We start from the raw sequence: 14844 nt of genomic DNA on the forward strand, positions 1-14844 counted from the left end.
CATTGGCGCCATCGCCAGCAAGCTGGCTCCTACAGGTTTGGGCGTTAAAAAATCCGATTTCAGACCCGGTACTAAGGAACTAGCAATCTCAGCACTGCGGGCAATTGTTGCAAGGGCGGCGGCGCCCAAGAATCTGCACCAGACCGGGAAAATTTCCCGGGTATAACAATAACCGCAGAGGCAGCCGTCATGACCCAACCCGCACGTCGCCAACCCTTCGTCTTGAGCCTGTTGCTCAGTGCCATGCTGTTGTCCGGCACCGCATTGGCCGCCGTCACCGACCAGGACATTCTCCAGGACCCCAAGAACCCGGAGCAGGTCGTCACCAACGGTCTGGGCGTCCAGGGTCAACGCTACAGCCCGCTCGACACCCTCAACGTCAACAACGTGAAGGACTTGCGGCCGGTCTGGGCCTTCTCCTTCGGCGGCGAAAAACAACGCGGTCAGCAAGCGCAACCGATGATCAAGGACGGCGTGATGTACATGACCGGCTCTTACTCGCGAGTGTTTGCGGTGGATGCGCGCACCGGCAAGAAACTCTGGCAATACGATGCGCGTCTGCCCGATGACATCCGTCCGTGCTGTGACGTGATCAACCGGGGCGTGGCACTGTATGGCGACCTGGTGATTTTCGGCACCCTCGACGCCAAGCTCGTGGCCCTGAACAAAGACACCGGTAAAGTGGTGTGGAGCAAGAAAGTCGCCGACCACAAGGAAGGTTATTCGATCAGCGCCGCGCCGCTGGTGATCAACGGCAAACTGATTACCGGCGTGGCGGGTGGCGAGTTCGGCGTGGTGGGCAAGATCGAAGCCTACGACCCGAAAAACGGTGATCTGTTGTGGACCCGACCCACCGTCGAGGGCCACATGGGCTATGTCTACAAGGACGGCAAAGCGGTAGAGAACGGCATCTCCGGTGGCGAAGCAGGCAAGACCTGGCCGGGCGATCTGTGGAAAACCGGCGGCGCCGCACCTTGGCTCGGCGGTTACTACGACCCGGAAACCAATCTGCTGCTGTTCGGCACCGGCAACCCGGCGCCGTGGAACTCGCACCTGCGCCCTGGCGACAACCTTTACTCGTCGTCACGCCTGGCGCTGAACCCCGACGACGGCACCATCAAGTGGCACTTCCAGAGCACGCCCCACGACGGTTGGGACTATGACGGCGTGAACGAACTGGTGTCGTTCAACTACAGCGAAGGCGGCAAAGAAATCAAAGCCGCCGCGACCGCAGACCGTAACGGTTTCTTCTACGTGCTGGACCGCACCAACGGCAAGTTCATTCGCGGCTTCCCCTTCGTCGACAAGATCACCTGGGCCACCGGCCTCGATAAACAAGGCCGGCCGATCTACAACGAAGCCAGCCGTCCAGGCGCACCGGGCACCGAAGCCAAGGGCAGTTCGGTGTTCGTCGCCCCGGCGTTCCTCGGCGCGAAAAACTGGATGCCGATGGCCTACAACAAGGACACCGGGTTGTTCTACGTACCGTCCAACGAGTGGGGCATGGACATCTGGAACGAAGGCATCGCCTACAAGAAAGGCGCGGCGTTCCTCGGTGCCGGTTTCACCATCAAGCCCTTGAACGAAGACTACATCGGCGTGCTGCGCGCCATCGACCCGAAAACCGGCAAGGAAGTCTGGCGTCACAAGAACTTCGCGCCGCTGTGGGGCGGGGTGCTGACCACTAAAGGCAACCTGGTGTTCACCGGCACGCCGGAAGGTTTCCTCCAGGCATTCAATGCCAAGACCGGCGAGAAAGTCTGGGAATTCCAGACCGGCTCCGGCGTACTTGGTTCGCCGGTTACCTGGGAAATGGACGGCGAGCAGTACGTCTCTGTGCTGTCCGGTTGGGGCGGTGCAGTTCCGCTGTGGGGCGGTGAAGTGGCCAAGCGCGTGAAGGACTTCAACCAGGGCGGCATGCTCTGGACCTTCAAGTTGCCGAAAGACCTGGTCGCCAAGCACTAACTCCAACCGTAAAACCTGTGGGAGCGAGCCTGCTCGCGATGGGGCCAGTACATTCAACAATGGCGTCAACTGTCAGACCGCTATCGCGAGCAGGCTCACTCCTACAGGGGAATGCGTGAAACCTACTACCAAATAACGAGAGCCCCCCCTGCCAACGGCGCATTCGTCTGGCACGCGGGGCTCTCTACTATCGGTTCATCGCCTGTTTGCCCGACAGGCATCGACCCAGACAGAGGCCCATCATGATCTACGCACAACCCGGAACACCCGGCGCCGTCGTTTCCTTCAAACCGCGCTACGGCAACTTCATCGGCGGCGAGTTCGTCGCACCGGTCAATGGCGAGTACTTCACCAACACCTCGCCGGTAACCGGTGAAGTGATCGCCGAGTTCCCGCGCTCCAGCGCCGCCGACATCGAAAGGGCGCTCGACGCCGCCCACGCCGCTGCCGATGCCTGGGGCAAAACCTCGGCGCAGGACCGCTCGCTGGTGCTGCTGAAAATCGCCGATCGCATCGAACAAAACCTCGAAATCCTTGCCGTCACCGAAACCTGGGACAACGGTAAGGCCGTGCGCGAAACCCTCAACGCCGACGTACCGCTGGCCGCCGACCACTTCCGTTACTTCGCCGGTTGCATCCGTGCACAGGAAGGCGGCGCCGCCGAAATCAACGAGCTGACCACCGCCTATCATTTTCACGAGCCATTGGGCGTGGTCGGGCAGATCATCCCGTGGAACTTCCCGCTGCTGATGGCTGCGTGGAAACTCGCCCCGGCCCTGGCGGCCGGCAACTGCATCGTGCTCAAGCCTGCCGAGCAGACACCGCTGTCGATCATGGTCTTCGCCGAACTGATCGCCGACTTGCTGCCGGCTGGCGTGTTGAACATCGTGCAAGGTTTCGGTCGCGAAGCCGGTGAGGCACTGGCCACCAGCAAGCGCATCGCCAAGATCGCCTTCACCGGCTCCACCCCAGTGGGCGCGCACATCATGCATTGCGCCGCCGAGAACATTATTCCGAGCACCGTCGAACTGGGCGGCAAGTCGCCGAACATCTTCTTCGAAGACATCATGAACGCCGAGCCACAGTTCATCGAGAAAGCCGCCGAAGGCCTGGTGCTCGCCTTCTTCAACCAGGGCGAAGTCTGCACCTGCCCGTCGCGTGCGCTGGTGCAAGAGTCGATCTACGAACCGTTCATGGCCGAGGTGATGAAGAAGATCGTCAAGATCAAACGCGGCAACCCGCTGGACACCGACACCATGGTTGGCGCCCAGGCGTCCGAGCAGCAATACGACAAGATTCTCTCGTACCTGAAAATTGCCCAGGAGGAGGGCGCCGAGCTACTCACCGGTGGTGCGGCGGAACGTCTTGAAGGCGACTTGTCGAGCGGCTATTACATCCAGCCGACCCTGCTCAAAGGCCACAATAAGATGCGCGTGTTCCAGGAAGAAATCTTCGGCCCGGTGGTGGGCATCACCACGTTCAAGGACGAAGCCGAAGCCCTGGCGATTGCCAACGACAGCGAGTTCGGCCTCGGTGCCGGCCTGTGGACCCGCGACATCAACCGCGCGTACCGCATGGGCCGGGCGATCAAGGCCGGGCGCGTCTGGACCAACTGCTACCACCTGTACCCGGCGCATGCCGCGTTCGGTGGCTACAAGAAATCCGGTGTCGGCCGTGAGAACCACAAGATGATGCTCGACCATTATCAGCAAACCAAAAACCTGCTGGTGAGCTACGACATTAATCCGCTGGGGTTCTTCTAACCCCCGCAAAATCACCACTATCCTCCTGTGGGAGCGAGCCTGCTCGCGATGGCGGCGTGACAGTCAACATCAATGTTGAATGTAATGGCCTCATCGCGAGCAGGCTCGCTCCCACATTGGATTTTTGTGTGCCTGACGACCGCGCCATACCCCCTACCAACGCACCCCACAACCTCCTTCGAAAGTAGCATTCGGGCGCCTGCCGCCCCGTGCATTAATGGCTTTACCGGAATCGTCCGGCACAAGAAGAGGAATGACCCATGTGGACTAAACCCGCGTTTACCGATCTGCGCATTGGCTTCGAAGTGACGATGTATTTCGCCAACCGCTGATCGTCCACCCGGCCAGCCGCTGCGTTGGCCGGGCCTGCCTTCTGGAGCATCGCCCATGCACATTCGCGTTCTCGGTTCCGCCGCTGGCGGTGGTTTTCCGCAGTGGAACTGCAACTGTCGCCAGTGCGCCGGTATGCGCGATGGCAGCCTGCGCGCGCAACGTCGCACGCAATCTTCCATTGCCCTGAGCGACAACGGTGTGGACTGGGTGCTGTGCAATGCCTCCCCGGATATTCGCGCGCAACTCGAGAGTTTCGCGCCGCTGCAACCGGCACGCCGTTTGCGCGACACGGCCATTGCCGGCGTGGTCCTGATGGACAGCCAGATCGACCATTGCACCGGCCTGTTGAGCCTGCGCGAAGGCTGCCCGCATTCGGTGTGGTGCACCGAGCGGGTTCATGAAGATCTGAGCAGCGGCTTTCCATTGTTCACCATGCTCAAGCACTGGAATGGCGGTTTGCAGTGGCAACCGATCGGACTCGACCGCCAGCCGTTCAGCATCGCGGCCTGCGAACAGTTGCAGTTTCGGGCCATTCCACTGGTCAGCAATGCACCGCCGTATTCACCGAACCGGGGCAACCCACAGCCAGGCGACACCATTGGCTTGTTTATCGAAGACCGGCGCACGGGCGCTTCGTTGTTCTATGCGCCGGGCCTCGGGCAAATCGATGACGAGGTGTTGAGCTGGATGCAGCGTGCCGATTGCCTGTTGCTGGATGGCACGTTGTGGCGCGATGACGAAATGCGCGTCTGTGAAGTCGGCCAGAGCCTGGGCAGCGAGATGGGGCATCTGCCGCAGAGTGGGGCAGGCGGGATGCTGGAGGTGTTGGAGGGTTTTACTCGTCAGCGCAAGGTGCTGATCCACATTAACAACACCAACCCGATCCTCGACGAAGACTCGGCTGAGCGGGCGTTGCTGGAGCGGCGGGGGATCGAGGTGGCTTATGACGGCATGGATATTGTGCTGTAGCGGATGACGCCTTCGCGGGCAAGCCTCGCTCCTACAGGTACAGCGCGGTCCTTGTAGGAGCGAGGCTTGCCCGCGAAGGCGCCAGACCAGACACCGCAAATCCTCCAGGAGACCTGCAATGACTGATACAGCGATGAACCCCACCGAATTCGAACAGGCCCTGCGCGCCAAAGGCGCGTACTACCACATCCATCACCCGTTCCACCAAGCCATGTACGCCGGTCGCGCCAGTCGCGAGCAGATTCAAGGCTGGGTCGCCAACCGCTTCTACTACCAGATCAACATACCGCTCAAGGACGCCGCCATCCTCGCCAACTGCCCGGACCGCGACGTGCGTCGCGAGTGGCTGCAACGGATTCTCGACCACGACGGCGTGCCTGGCAGCGAAGGCGGTATCGAAGCCTGGCTGCGGTTGGGCGAAGCGGTGGGCCTGGATCGTGAGCAGATTCTGTCCCAGGAACTGGTATTGCCCGGTGTACGTTTCGCCGTGGACGCCTACGTCAATTTCGCCCGGCGCGCCTGCTGGCAGGAAGCGGCCAGCAGCTCGCTGACCGAGCTGTTCGCCCCGCAGATCCACCAGTCGCGACTCGACGCCTGGCCAGCGCATTACCCGTGGATCGACGCCGCCGGTTACGACTATTTCCGCACGCGCCTGAGTCAGGCGCGGCGCGATGTCGAGCACGGTTTGCGCATTACCCTGGCGCACTATGTCACCGTCGAAGCCCAGCAGCGCATGCTGGAAATCCTCCAGTTCAAGCTCGACGTGCTGTGGAGCATGCTCGACGCCATGAGCATGGCCTATGAGCTGGAACGCCCGCCGTATCACACGGTGACCAGCGAACGCGTCTGGCATCGGGGGATCGCCTTGTGAGCCCGATCAATCGTGCGCAGTCACCGGCATTGCGCCGGGGTTTTCGCCTGCAGTGGGAACCTCGTCAGGACTGCCATGTGCTGCTGTACCCCGAAGGCATGATCAAACTCAACGCCAGTGCCGGGCAGATTCTTGATCTGCTGGACGGTCAACGCAGTGTGGCGGCGATCATCGATTTGCTCTCCGCGAGTTTTCCCGGTGTGCCGGGGATCGACGAGGATGTGCTGGCGTTTCTGGAGGTGGCCCATGCTCAATTCTGGATCGAATGATGCGCCGCCGGGGCCACCGCTGTGGCTGCTGGCGGAGCTGACTTATCGCTGCCCGTTGCAATGCCCCTATTGCTCAAATCCATTGGATTTCGCCCAGCAAGGCGCAGAGCTGAGCACTGACGAATGGATTCGCGTGTTCCGCGAAGCGCGTGCGATGGGCGCTGCGCAACTGGGGTTTTCCGGCGGTGAGCCGTTGGTGCGCCAGGACCTGGCGGAGCTGATAAAAGCCGCACGGGACATGGGTTACTACACCAACCTGATCACCTCGGGCATCGGCCTGACCGAGCAGAAAGTCCATGATTTCAAGGTCGCCGGGCTCGACCATATCCAGATCAGCTTCCAGGCCGCCGACGAGGCGGTCAACAACATGCTCGCCGGTTCGCGCAAGGCGTTCGCGCAGAAACTCGCCATGGCCCGCGCGGTGAAAGCCCAGGGTTATCCGATGGTGCTGAATTTCGTCACCCATCGGCACAACATCGACCGCATCGACCGCATCATCGACTTGTGCCTGGAGCTGGAAGCGGATTTTGTCGAGCTCGCCACGTGTCAGTTTTATGGGTGGGCCGAGCTCAATCGCGTGGGCCTGTTGCCGACCCGCGAGCAATTGCAGCGCGCCGAACGCATCACCAATGAATATCGCGAACGGCTTGAGGCGCAGGGGCATCCGTGCAAGTTGATCTTCGTCACCCCGGATTACTACGAAGAACGCCCCAAGACCTGCATGAACGGCTGGGCCAATCTGTTTCTCGACATCACCCCGGACGGCACGGCGTTGCCCTGTCATAGCGCCCGGCAATTGCCGGTGACATTCCCCAATGTGCGCGAACACAGCATCGAGCACATCTGGAACGACTCCTTCGGTTTCAACCGCTTCCGTGGCGACGACTGGATGAAGGAGCCGTGCCGCTCCTGCGATGAAAAACACAAGGACCTGGGTGGCTGCCGCTGCCAGGCGTTCATGCTGACCGGCGATGCCGCCAATGCCGACCCGGTGTGCAGCAAGTCACCGCACCATGGCGTGATCCTCAAGGCTCGCGAGGAGGCCAAAGCGCCGGGGCAGGGCATGGAACACCTGACCTTGCGCAATGAGAAGGCCTCCCGCTTGATCTACCGCGGATGAATCAAGTAACACTCCCCCCTGTAGGAGCCAGCTTGCTGGCGATGAGGCCCGCGAGCCATACATCGCCAGTACGGCCGCCATCGCCGGCAAGCCGGCTCCTACAGGGAATCTGACTACCCATTGGTCTGATTGCATTCACAGCCGGATGGGTTAGTGTGGTTCTTACCTTCCAAAACAATAAAAACAGGCTTTCCAATGAGCCAGAGTCTCAGCCAGCTGCGTAAATTCGTTTCGCCTGAAATCATCTTCGGTGCCGGTTGCCGGCACAACGTCGGCAACTATGCCAAGACCTTTGGCGCGCGCAAGGTCCTGGTGGTCAGCGACCCCGGCGTCATTGCCGCCGGTTGGGTTGCCGATGTCGAGGCCAGCCTGCAGGCCCAGGGCATCGATTACTTTTTGTATAGCGACGTTTCGCCCAACCCGCGTGTCGAGGAAGTCATGCTCGGTGCCGAGTTGTACCGGGAAAACCATTGCGACGTGATCGTCGCCGTCGGTGGCGGCAGCCCGATGGACTGCGGCAAGGGCATCGGCATTGTCGTCGCTCACGGGCGCAGCATCCTCGAGTTCGAAGGGGTGGACACCATCAGCGTGCCCAGCCCGCCACTGATCCTGATCCCGACCACCGCCGGCACCTCGGCGGACGTCTCGCAATTCGTGATCATCTCCAACCAGCAAGAGCGCATGAAATTCTCCATCGTCAGTAAAGCGGTGGTGCCGGACGTGTCGCTGATCGACCCGGAAACCACCCTGAGCATGGACCCGTTCCTGTCGGCTTGTACCGGCATCGACGCGTTGGTGCATGCCATCGAAGCCTTCGTTTCTACGGGCCACGGGCCACTGACCGACCCCCACGCGCTGGAAGCCATGCGCCTGATCAACGGCAACCTGGTGCAAATGATCGCCAACCCGACGGACATCGCCCTGCGCGAGAAAATCATGCTCGGCAGCATGCAGGCCGGGCTGGCGTTTTCCAATGCGATCCTCGGCGCGGTGCACGCCATGTCTCACAGCCTCGGTGGCTTCCTCGATTTGCCCCATGGCCTGTGCAACGCGGTGTTGGTGGAGCACGTGGTGGCCTTCAATTACAGCTCGGCGCCGGAACGCTTCAAGGTGATTGCCGAGACGTTCGGCATCGATTGCCGTGGCCTCAATCACCGGCAGATCTGTGGGCGGCTGGTTGAACATCTGATCGCGTTGAAACACGCCATCGGCTTCCACGAAACCCTCGGCTTGCACGGCGTCAGCACGGCAGACATCCCGTTCCTGTCGCAACATGCCATGCACGACCCGTGCATCCTGACCAACCCGCGTGAATCCAGTCAGCGTGATGTCGAGGTCGTCTATGGCGAAGCCCTCTGACGAGCAACAGGCGGCGCTGGCCGGCTTGCTCGGATTGGGCAGCCATTCGGCGCGCAAGAGCCATTACCCGGAACTGGCCGCCCGCCTGGAAGACCTGGAAACCGAGCGCAATCGCTACAAGTGGTTGTTCGAGCACGCGGTCTACGGGATTTTCCAGGCCAGCCTCGACGGCGGCATGCGTGCCGCCAACACGGCGCTGGCACGCATGCTCGGCTATCAGGACCCGCAAGATGTGATGTTTTCCAAGGCAGACCTGGCCAGCCAGCTGTTCGTCGGCGGTGAGCAGGAGCTGGAAAACATCGGCGAGATCCTTCGGCATCAAGGCAGCCTGCACGGCTACGAAACCCAGTTGCGCCGCCAGGACGGCAGCAGCGTCGATGTGCTGATGAACCTGTTGCTCAGGCCCGATAAGGAACAACTGGTGGAGGGGTTTGTCGCCGACATCACCGAACGCAAACAGGCCCAGCAACGGCTGCAACAGCTCAATGACGAACTGGAACAACGCGTCACCGCGCGCACCGACGAATTGCTTGAAGCCAACCGCAACCTGCAGCAACAGATCACCCAGCGTAAACAGATCGCCGAAGCCTTGCGCGATGCCCGTGATGCCGCAGAGTCCGCCAATCGCAGCAAGGACAAATACCTCGCCGCTGCCAGTCATGACCTGCTGCAACCGCTGAACGCTGCGCGTTTGCTGATTTCGACCTTGCGTGAGCGCAAACTCCCGGACGTCGAACAGGTGCTGGTCGAACGCACGCATCAGGCCCTGGAAGGGGCGGAAGACTTGCTCACCGATTTGCTGGACATCTCCCGGCTCGATCAAGCGGCAGTCAAACCGGATGTCGCGTTGTACCGCCTCGATGAATTGCTCGGGCCGCTGGTGTCGGAATTCCAGTCAGTGGCCGACGCGGCCGGGCTGCGCTTGCGTGTGCACATGGGCGATTACGCCATTCGCACCGACCTGCGCCTGATGACGCGCATCCTGCGCAATTTCCTCAGCAACGCCTGTCGCTATACCGACGAGGGCAGCATCCTGCTCGGGGCCCGGCGTCGCGGTGACAGGCTGCGTCTGGAAGTCTGGGACACCGGGCGCGGGATCCCGGCGGATCGCCTCGACTCGATCTTCCTTGAATTCAATCAACTGGACGTCGGCCGCGCTGCCGACCGCAAAGGTGTGGGTCTGGGGTTGGCGATCGTCGAGCGCATCGCCAAGATTCTCGACTACCGGGTCCAGGTGCATTCGCTGCCGGGACGCGGCTCGATGTTCAGCATTGAGGTGCCGATTTCCCGTGAGGTTCCGTTACCCATCAGCCTCGCGGCGCCGCAGCCGGGCACGGGCAATCCGCTGCCAGGCCGGCGTTTGCTGGTGCTGGACAACGAGGTCAGCATTCTGCAAAGCATGAGCGCGCTGCTCGGGCAATGGGGCTGCGAAGTGGTCACCGCCACCGACGAGGCCTCGGCGCTGGCCGCGTTGCAGGGCCACGCGCCGGAGCTGATTCTGGCGGATTACCACCTCGATCATGGGGTGGTGGGGTGTGAGGTGGTCCGGCATTTGCGCGAGCATTTCAGCCAGACGATTCCGGCGGTGATCATCACCGCCGACCGCACCGATCAGTGCCGCCGCTCCTTGCAGCGACTGGATGCGCCGTTGCTGAACAAACCGGTGAAACCCGGCAAGTTGCGTGCGGTGCTGAGTCAGCTGTTGGGGTAGGCGCGGTATTGCAGGCTGAAACCCAGCTCGGCGGATTGACCTTGTTCCAGCAGCACCAGTCCCGGCCGACCGGGCAAGTGGTGCGCATTGACTGGATGGCTCACCGGTTCGATGCAGAAAAAACCCAGGTCCACCGGGCAGTAGAGCAGGAAGTAATCGCTGCCGCTGGCCTGGCATTCCAGTTCATAACCGAGGTCGGGTTGCTGGATCAGGCAATGGCCATCCCATTGGCAGAAACCGTTGTCGACCAGCGTGTCGGGCAGGGCCTTGAGCTGGCGAAAATCCCACTCGGCAGGCAAAGGACCGAGTCGGGTCGGCAGTTTCGAGGCGTCGCACCACCACACCTGCTCAGCCTTTGCCTGCAACCGAGTTCCGGCGGTACGCGGCAAGTACGGATGCAGCCCCAAACCATGCCACGCGGCGCGCTCGGCCAGATGCGTGACGTGCAACCCGATGCTCAGTTTGCCCTGGCTCAAATGAAAACGCTGCCGGGCGCGATAGGCGAACGGCCTGGTGCTGTCGAGTTGCAGGACGACTTCATCACGGGTCTGCGAAACCACCTGCCACGGTTGTTGCCAGGCGCTGCCGTGAATCGGCAGGGGATCGGTGAGGCTGTTTGGCTCGAGCGCGAGCCAGCCGTCCGGGCGATCGAAACCACCGTCGGAAATGCGGTTGGACCATGGCACCAGCGGAAAACAGCCGAGCTTGCCCGGTAGACCGGTGTTCAGCGCGTGCGCGTCACTGTGGCGCAACAGCGGCTGGCCCGAACTGTTGATGGTCCAGTTGACGATGCTGCCACCGGTTTCGGGGGCGAGGGTGAGGTGGGTGAATTCGTCTTCGAGTTCGAGCAGTGTTGGCGTCATGGTGACCTGCGAAATCTATGAATGCGTGGACTATCCGTAGGAGCCAGGCTTGCCGGCGAAGGCGTATTTGAGATCGCCTTCGCCGGCAAGCCTGGCTCCTACAGGTACAGCGTTGTCTGGCGAATTCGGTCAGTGGCTGAAAAGGGGTTCCGGCAAACCTTTTACCCCAGGATCAAGGGCGAACACACCGCCCGCCAGTGACTGTTCGTCATGGTCGTCGCCGGGGCGGATCGAGGTCACGAACAGGGTGTCCAGTCGACTGCCGCCGAAGGCGCACATGGTCGGTTTTTTCACCGGTACGGTGAGGGAGCGGTCCAGGCGTCCGTCGGGGGTGAAACGGTGAATCAGCCCGGCATCGTTGGCACAAATCCAATAGCAGCCTTCGGCATCCACGGCAGCGCCATCGGGGCGACCGCAGAAGTGATTCATGTCGACGAACAGCCGACGGTTTGTCGGCGTGCCGCTGTCGATGTCGTAATCGAAGGCCCAGATTTGCTGGGCCGAGGGATGCGAGTCAGACAGGTACATCGTGCGCCCGTCCGGGCTGAAGCCCAGGCCGTTGGGGACGATGAATCCTGACAGTAGCGCGTCGAGCGGCCCGCGCTGCCCGTCGGCGTAGCGATACAGCGCACCGTCGGCCGCGTTGGCGCCCATGTTCAACACCATGCTGCCGGCCCAGAAACGCCCCTGACGGTCGCAGCGACCATCGTTGAGGCGCATGTCGGTGCGCGGGTGATCGACGTGGGCCAGCAACTCACTGTCGAGGCTGCCGTCATTGTGCGGCTGGAGGCGGAAGAATCCGCTTTCCATCCCGGCGACCCAGCTGCCATCGCGGTGACGCGCGATGCAGGCGAGCATCTCCGGCGCCGTCCAGGCCTCGACATGCCCGGTTTCGGCGCTCCAGCGTTGCAGGCCCCCGGCGGGAATATCGACCCAGTACAGGGCGTTTTCTTCCGGGACCCAGACCGGGCTTTCACCGACCGTGTTGCGGGCATCGACAATCAATTCGGCTTGCATGGCAACTCATTCCCTGGGTTTTTGTTGTGGGGATCAAGTGAACAGCGCTGACTCAATCGCCGAACGGACCGGACGCGACAAACGCGCCACCCTGGTAAACCATCGCCGGGTCATCAGCGGCCGGCATCGGCTGGGCGTCGATTTTTGCACGGAACACTTCAGAGGTGTCCTGCGGTGCATAACCCAGCGCGGTGGCGTAGCGGTTGTCCCACCAAGTGTTCTTGTTGTCGGAAGCGCCATAGACCACGGTGTGGCCAACGTTCGGCGCGTACAGGGAACGTTCGATCAGTTGGGTCAGGTCGCCGAAGCTCAGCCAGGTGCTCATCATTCGGCGGTTTAGCGGTTCCGGGAACGACGAGCCGATACGGATGCTGACGGTCTCGATGCCGTAGCGATCGAAGTAAAAGCTGGCCATGTCTTCGCCGTAGGACTTGGACAAACCGTAGTAGCTGTCCGGGCGGCGAGGGGATCGGCCGTCAATCACTTCATCCTGTTTGTAGAAACCGATGACGTGGTTGGAGCTGGCGAAAATCACCCGCTTGACGCCATGGCGGCGCGCCGCTTCGTAGATGTGGAACACACCGCAGATGTTGGCGCCGAGGATGTCTTCGAACGAATGCTCTGTCGACACGCCGCCGAAGTGCAGGATCGCGTCCACGCCTTCGACCAGGTGATGCACGGCTTGCTTGTCCGCGAGGTCGCAGGTCACGACTTCTTCGCGGTCATCAATGGCGGGGGCGATGTCGGCGATGTCTGACAGGCGAATGACCTTGGCGTAAGGCCGCAGGCGTTCACGCAGCACTTTACCGAGGCCACCGGCGGCACCGGTCAGCAGCAGGCGATTGAAAGGGGCTTGGGAAGTGGTGGTCATGGAAGTTCCTGGGCGCGAAATTATTGTTGTTGAAATCGTTGTAGGTTGTCGTACGACTGTGCCGAAGTATCGTTAGGGTTTCCGGGTCTTGTCAACGCCACTTTGGTCAAAAAAGACGGAGGGTTACCTGGCAAGAACGCTATCCCTTGTAGGAGCCGGCTTGCTGGCGATGCAGGCACCGCGGTGTATCAGCAAGACCGCGTCGTCTGGATCGCCAGCAAGCCGGCTCCTACAGGTTTTGGATCAGCCGGGGAACGTATTACAACAACGAAATCGGGTAGTTGATGATAATGCGGTTTTCATCGAACTCGTTGTTGCTGAAGTCTTTGCGAATGCTCGCGTTGCGCCATTTTACGTTGAGGTTCTTCAGCGCGCCGCTCTGTATGGTGTAGGCCAGTTCCGATTCGCGGCCCCATTCCTTGCCGTCGGTGATGGCGCCGGTGTGCACGTTATCGCCGCTGATGTAGCGGTTCATCATCGTCAGGCCGGGAATGCCCAGGGCGACGAAGTTGTAGTCATGACGCAGTTGCCAGGATTTTTCCCTGGCGTTGTCATAGCTGGAGTTGTAGCTGTCGTTGGCCAGGGTGCCGCCGCTGGTGCCGTTGACGCGCATCCAGGCATTGTCGCCGGTGAGCTTTTGCAGGCCGACGTAAAAGGTGTTGCCGCCGTATTTGGCAGACAGCATGGCGAACGTGGTTTTGTTGTCCAGGTCACCGGCGAGGGCACTGCCATCTTCCTTGCCGTTGAAGAAGCCGAGGTTGGCGCCGAGGGTCCAGTCACCGATGGGTTGGCTGTGGCTCAGGTTGAAATACTGCTGCTGATAAATGTCGCTGAGTTCCGCGTACCACACGCCGACCTGCGTGCGCTTCTCGTTGAACAGGTATTCACCACCACCGAAGTTGAAACGGTCTGAGGTGAACGCCGCTTTGCCGTTCATGGACATGTCTTCCATGCTCGCATCGTTGCGCGGGCTGTTCTGGCGGAACTGGCCGCCGTAGAGCGTCAGGCCGCTGATCTCGGTAGACGTCACCTGGCCACCGCGGAAGGTTTGCGGCAGGGAGCGACCGTCATCCGAACGCAGGATCGGCAGTATCGGCATCCATTCGCCGACCTTCAATTCGGTTTTCGAGATTTTGCCTTTGAGCGCCACTCCCATCCGGCCGAAGTTGTCGGCAGGGCGACCGTCATCGTGGATCGGCAGCAGTTGTGTACCGCCGGTGCCTTTGCCGCCATCGAGCTTCTGCGAGTACAGGCCCAGCACATCCACACCAAAACCGACCGGGCCTGGGGTGAATCCTGACTTGGCGTCGAGGATGAAGTTTTGCGTCCACTCTTCGGCCTTGCCTTGTGGGTAGGTCGGGTTGGTGAAGTTGCGGTTGATGTAGAAGTTGCGCAGGTTCAGCGTGGCCTTGGCGTCATCGACGAAACCTTCGGCGTGGCCGATCACAGGCATGGCGAGTACGGCCAGGCTGCTGCAACTGATCAGGCTCAGGGTATGCCGGCGTGCGAAGACAGGGCGAGAAGTGCGGATGGAGGAATTGCGGGCGAGTTTGCTCACTGTGACGTTCCCTGGGTATTTGTTGTTTTTATTTTTGTCATACGTCGTCGTACAACATCGGGGCGATTATTTGCGAGTGTTTCAGGGTATGTCAATCAGAAGTTATACGATGACTTGAATGGCCCCGCACGATCCCTGTAGGAGCCGGCTTGCCGGCGATGGCGATCTCAAGTAC

General features: G+C 61.2%; 13 protein-coding genes. 9 read left to right on the forward strand and 4 right to left on the reverse strand.

Translation table 11 applies throughout. The features are described 5' to 3' along the window. Window positions 1-189: 189 nt before the first annotated feature. From KGB27_RS28190 to KGB27_RS28230, 9 genes are all read left to right on the forward strand, one after another. A complete protein-coding gene (locus KGB27_RS28190) occupies window positions 190-1965 on the forward strand; it encodes a PQQ-dependent methanol/ethanol family dehydrogenase (RefSeq protein WP_008024869.1) in 1776 nt (591 codons plus the stop codon). A gap of 242 nt (window positions 1966-2207) precedes the next feature. Further along, entirely contained in the window at window positions 2208-3728 is a 1521-nt protein-coding gene (locus KGB27_RS28195; protein WP_008024867.1) for an aldehyde dehydrogenase family protein, read from the forward strand. Between the two features lie 260 nt (window positions 3729-3988). Continuing rightward, the gene (pqqA, locus tag KGB27_RS28200; RefSeq protein ID WP_003253598.1) at window positions 3989-4060 is read left to right on the forward strand and encodes a pyrroloquinoline quinone precursor peptide PqqA; all 72 of its coding nucleotides are present in this window, start codon (window positions 3989-3991) and stop codon (window positions 4058-4060) included. Window positions 4061-4115: 55 nt separating this feature from the next. Beyond that, complete coding sequence (pqqB, locus tag KGB27_RS28205) at window positions 4116-5030, forward strand: pyrroloquinoline quinone biosynthesis protein PqqB (RefSeq protein ID WP_192227445.1); 915 nt, start codon at window positions 4116-4118, stop codon at window positions 5028-5030. Between the two features lie 118 nt (window positions 5031-5148). Next, entirely contained in the window at window positions 5149-5901 is a 753-nt protein-coding gene (pqqC, locus tag KGB27_RS28210; RefSeq protein ID WP_223557166.1) for a pyrroloquinoline-quinone synthase PqqC, read from the forward strand. After that, window positions 5898-6170, forward strand: coding sequence for a pyrroloquinoline quinone biosynthesis peptide chaperone PqqD (gene pqqD, locus KGB27_RS28215; protein ID WP_008024861.1), 273 nt, complete (start codon window positions 5898-5900; stop codon window positions 6168-6170). Before pqqC ends, pqqD begins: the two co-directional genes overlap by 4 nt. Beyond that, on the forward strand, window positions 6148-7290 hold the full coding sequence (gene pqqE, locus KGB27_RS28220; RefSeq protein ID WP_223557169.1) for a pyrroloquinoline quinone biosynthesis protein PqqE: 1143 nt from the start codon (window positions 6148-6150) through the stop codon (window positions 7288-7290). Before pqqD ends, pqqE begins: the two co-directional genes overlap by 23 nt. Window positions 7291-7485: 195 nt before the next feature. Beyond that, window positions 7486-8649: an alcohol dehydrogenase-like regulatory protein ErcA gene (ercA, locus tag KGB27_RS28225; RefSeq protein WP_008024858.1), complete on the forward strand. Its 1164-nt coding sequence runs from the start codon at window positions 7486-7488 to the stop codon at window positions 8647-8649. Beyond that, complete coding sequence (locus tag KGB27_RS28230) at window positions 8633-10360, forward strand: NahK/ErcS family hybrid sensor histidine kinase/response regulator (RefSeq protein WP_223557172.1); 1728 nt, start codon at window positions 8633-8635, stop codon at window positions 10358-10360. Before ercA ends, KGB27_RS28230 begins: the two co-directional genes overlap by 17 nt. Here the strand turns inward: KGB27_RS28230 and KGB27_RS28235 are convergent. From KGB27_RS28235 to KGB27_RS28250, 4 genes are all read right to left on the reverse strand, one after another. After that, window positions 10345-11223: an aldose 1-epimerase gene (locus tag KGB27_RS28235; RefSeq protein WP_223557175.1), complete on the reverse strand. Its 879-nt coding sequence runs from the start codon at window positions 11221-11223 to the stop codon at window positions 10345-10347. The genes KGB27_RS28230 and KGB27_RS28235 overlap by 16 nt on opposite strands. A gap of 129 nt (window positions 11224-11352) precedes the next feature. Beyond that, on the reverse strand, window positions 11353-12240 hold the full coding sequence (locus KGB27_RS28240; RefSeq protein ID WP_223557178.1) for an SMP-30/gluconolactonase/LRE family protein: 888 nt from the start codon (window positions 12238-12240) through the stop codon (window positions 11353-11355). 52 nt (window positions 12241-12292) lie between these two features. Next, the gene (locus tag KGB27_RS28245; protein ID WP_192227450.1) at window positions 12293-13111 is read right to left on the reverse strand and encodes an NAD-dependent epimerase/dehydratase family protein; all 819 of its coding nucleotides are present in this window, start codon (window positions 13109-13111) and stop codon (window positions 12293-12295) included. Window positions 13112-13370: 259 nt separating this feature from the next. Then, on the reverse strand, window positions 13371-14669 hold the full coding sequence (locus KGB27_RS28250; protein WP_223557179.1) for an OprD family porin: 1299 nt from the start codon (window positions 14667-14669) through the stop codon (window positions 13371-13373). Window positions 14670-14844: the final 175 nt, after the last annotated feature.

The sequence above is a fragment of the Pseudomonas sp. BF-R-01 genome (genome assembly GCF_019946615.1).
In the GTDB taxonomy this organism is placed as follows: Bacteria; Pseudomonadota; Gammaproteobacteria; order Pseudomonadales; family Pseudomonadaceae; genus Aquipseudomonas; species Aquipseudomonas migulae.

Bases quoted from the DNA above. Each gene is read 5' to 3' on its own strand.
- KGB27_RS28230 (WP_223557172.1), top strand. From the start codon at position 8,633: ATGGCGAAGCCCTCTGACGAGCAACAGGCGGCGCTGGCCGGCTTGCTC.
- ercA (WP_008024858.1), top strand. From the start codon at position 7,486: ATGAGCCAGAGTCTCAGCCAGCTGCGTAAATTCGTTTCGCCTGAAATC.
- KGB27_RS28235 (WP_223557175.1), bottom strand. From the start codon at position 11,223: ATGACGCCAACACTGCTCGAACTCGAAGACGAATTCACCCACCTCACC.
- KGB27_RS28240 (WP_223557178.1), bottom strand. From the start codon at position 12,240: ATGCAAGCCGAATTGATTGTCGATGCCCGCAACACGGTCGGTGAAAGC.
- pqqC (WP_223557166.1), top strand. From the start codon at position 5,149: ATGACTGATACAGCGATGAACCCCACCGAATTCGAACAGGCCCTGCGC.
- KGB27_RS28195 (WP_008024867.1), top strand. From the start codon at position 2,208: ATGATCTACGCACAACCCGGAACACCCGGCGCCGTCGTTTCCTTCAAA.
- pqqB (WP_192227445.1), top strand. From the start codon at position 4,116: ATGCACATTCGCGTTCTCGGTTCCGCCGCTGGCGGTGGTTTTCCGCAG.
- pqqE (WP_223557169.1), top strand. From the start codon at position 6,148: ATGCTCAATTCTGGATCGAATGATGCGCCGCCGGGGCCACCGCTGTGG.
- KGB27_RS28190 (WP_008024869.1), top strand. From the start codon at position 190: ATGACCCAACCCGCACGTCGCCAACCCTTCGTCTTGAGCCTGTTGCTC.
- KGB27_RS28245 (WP_192227450.1), bottom strand. From the start codon at position 13,111: ATGACCACCACTTCCCAAGCCCCTTTCAATCGCCTGCTGCTGACCGGT.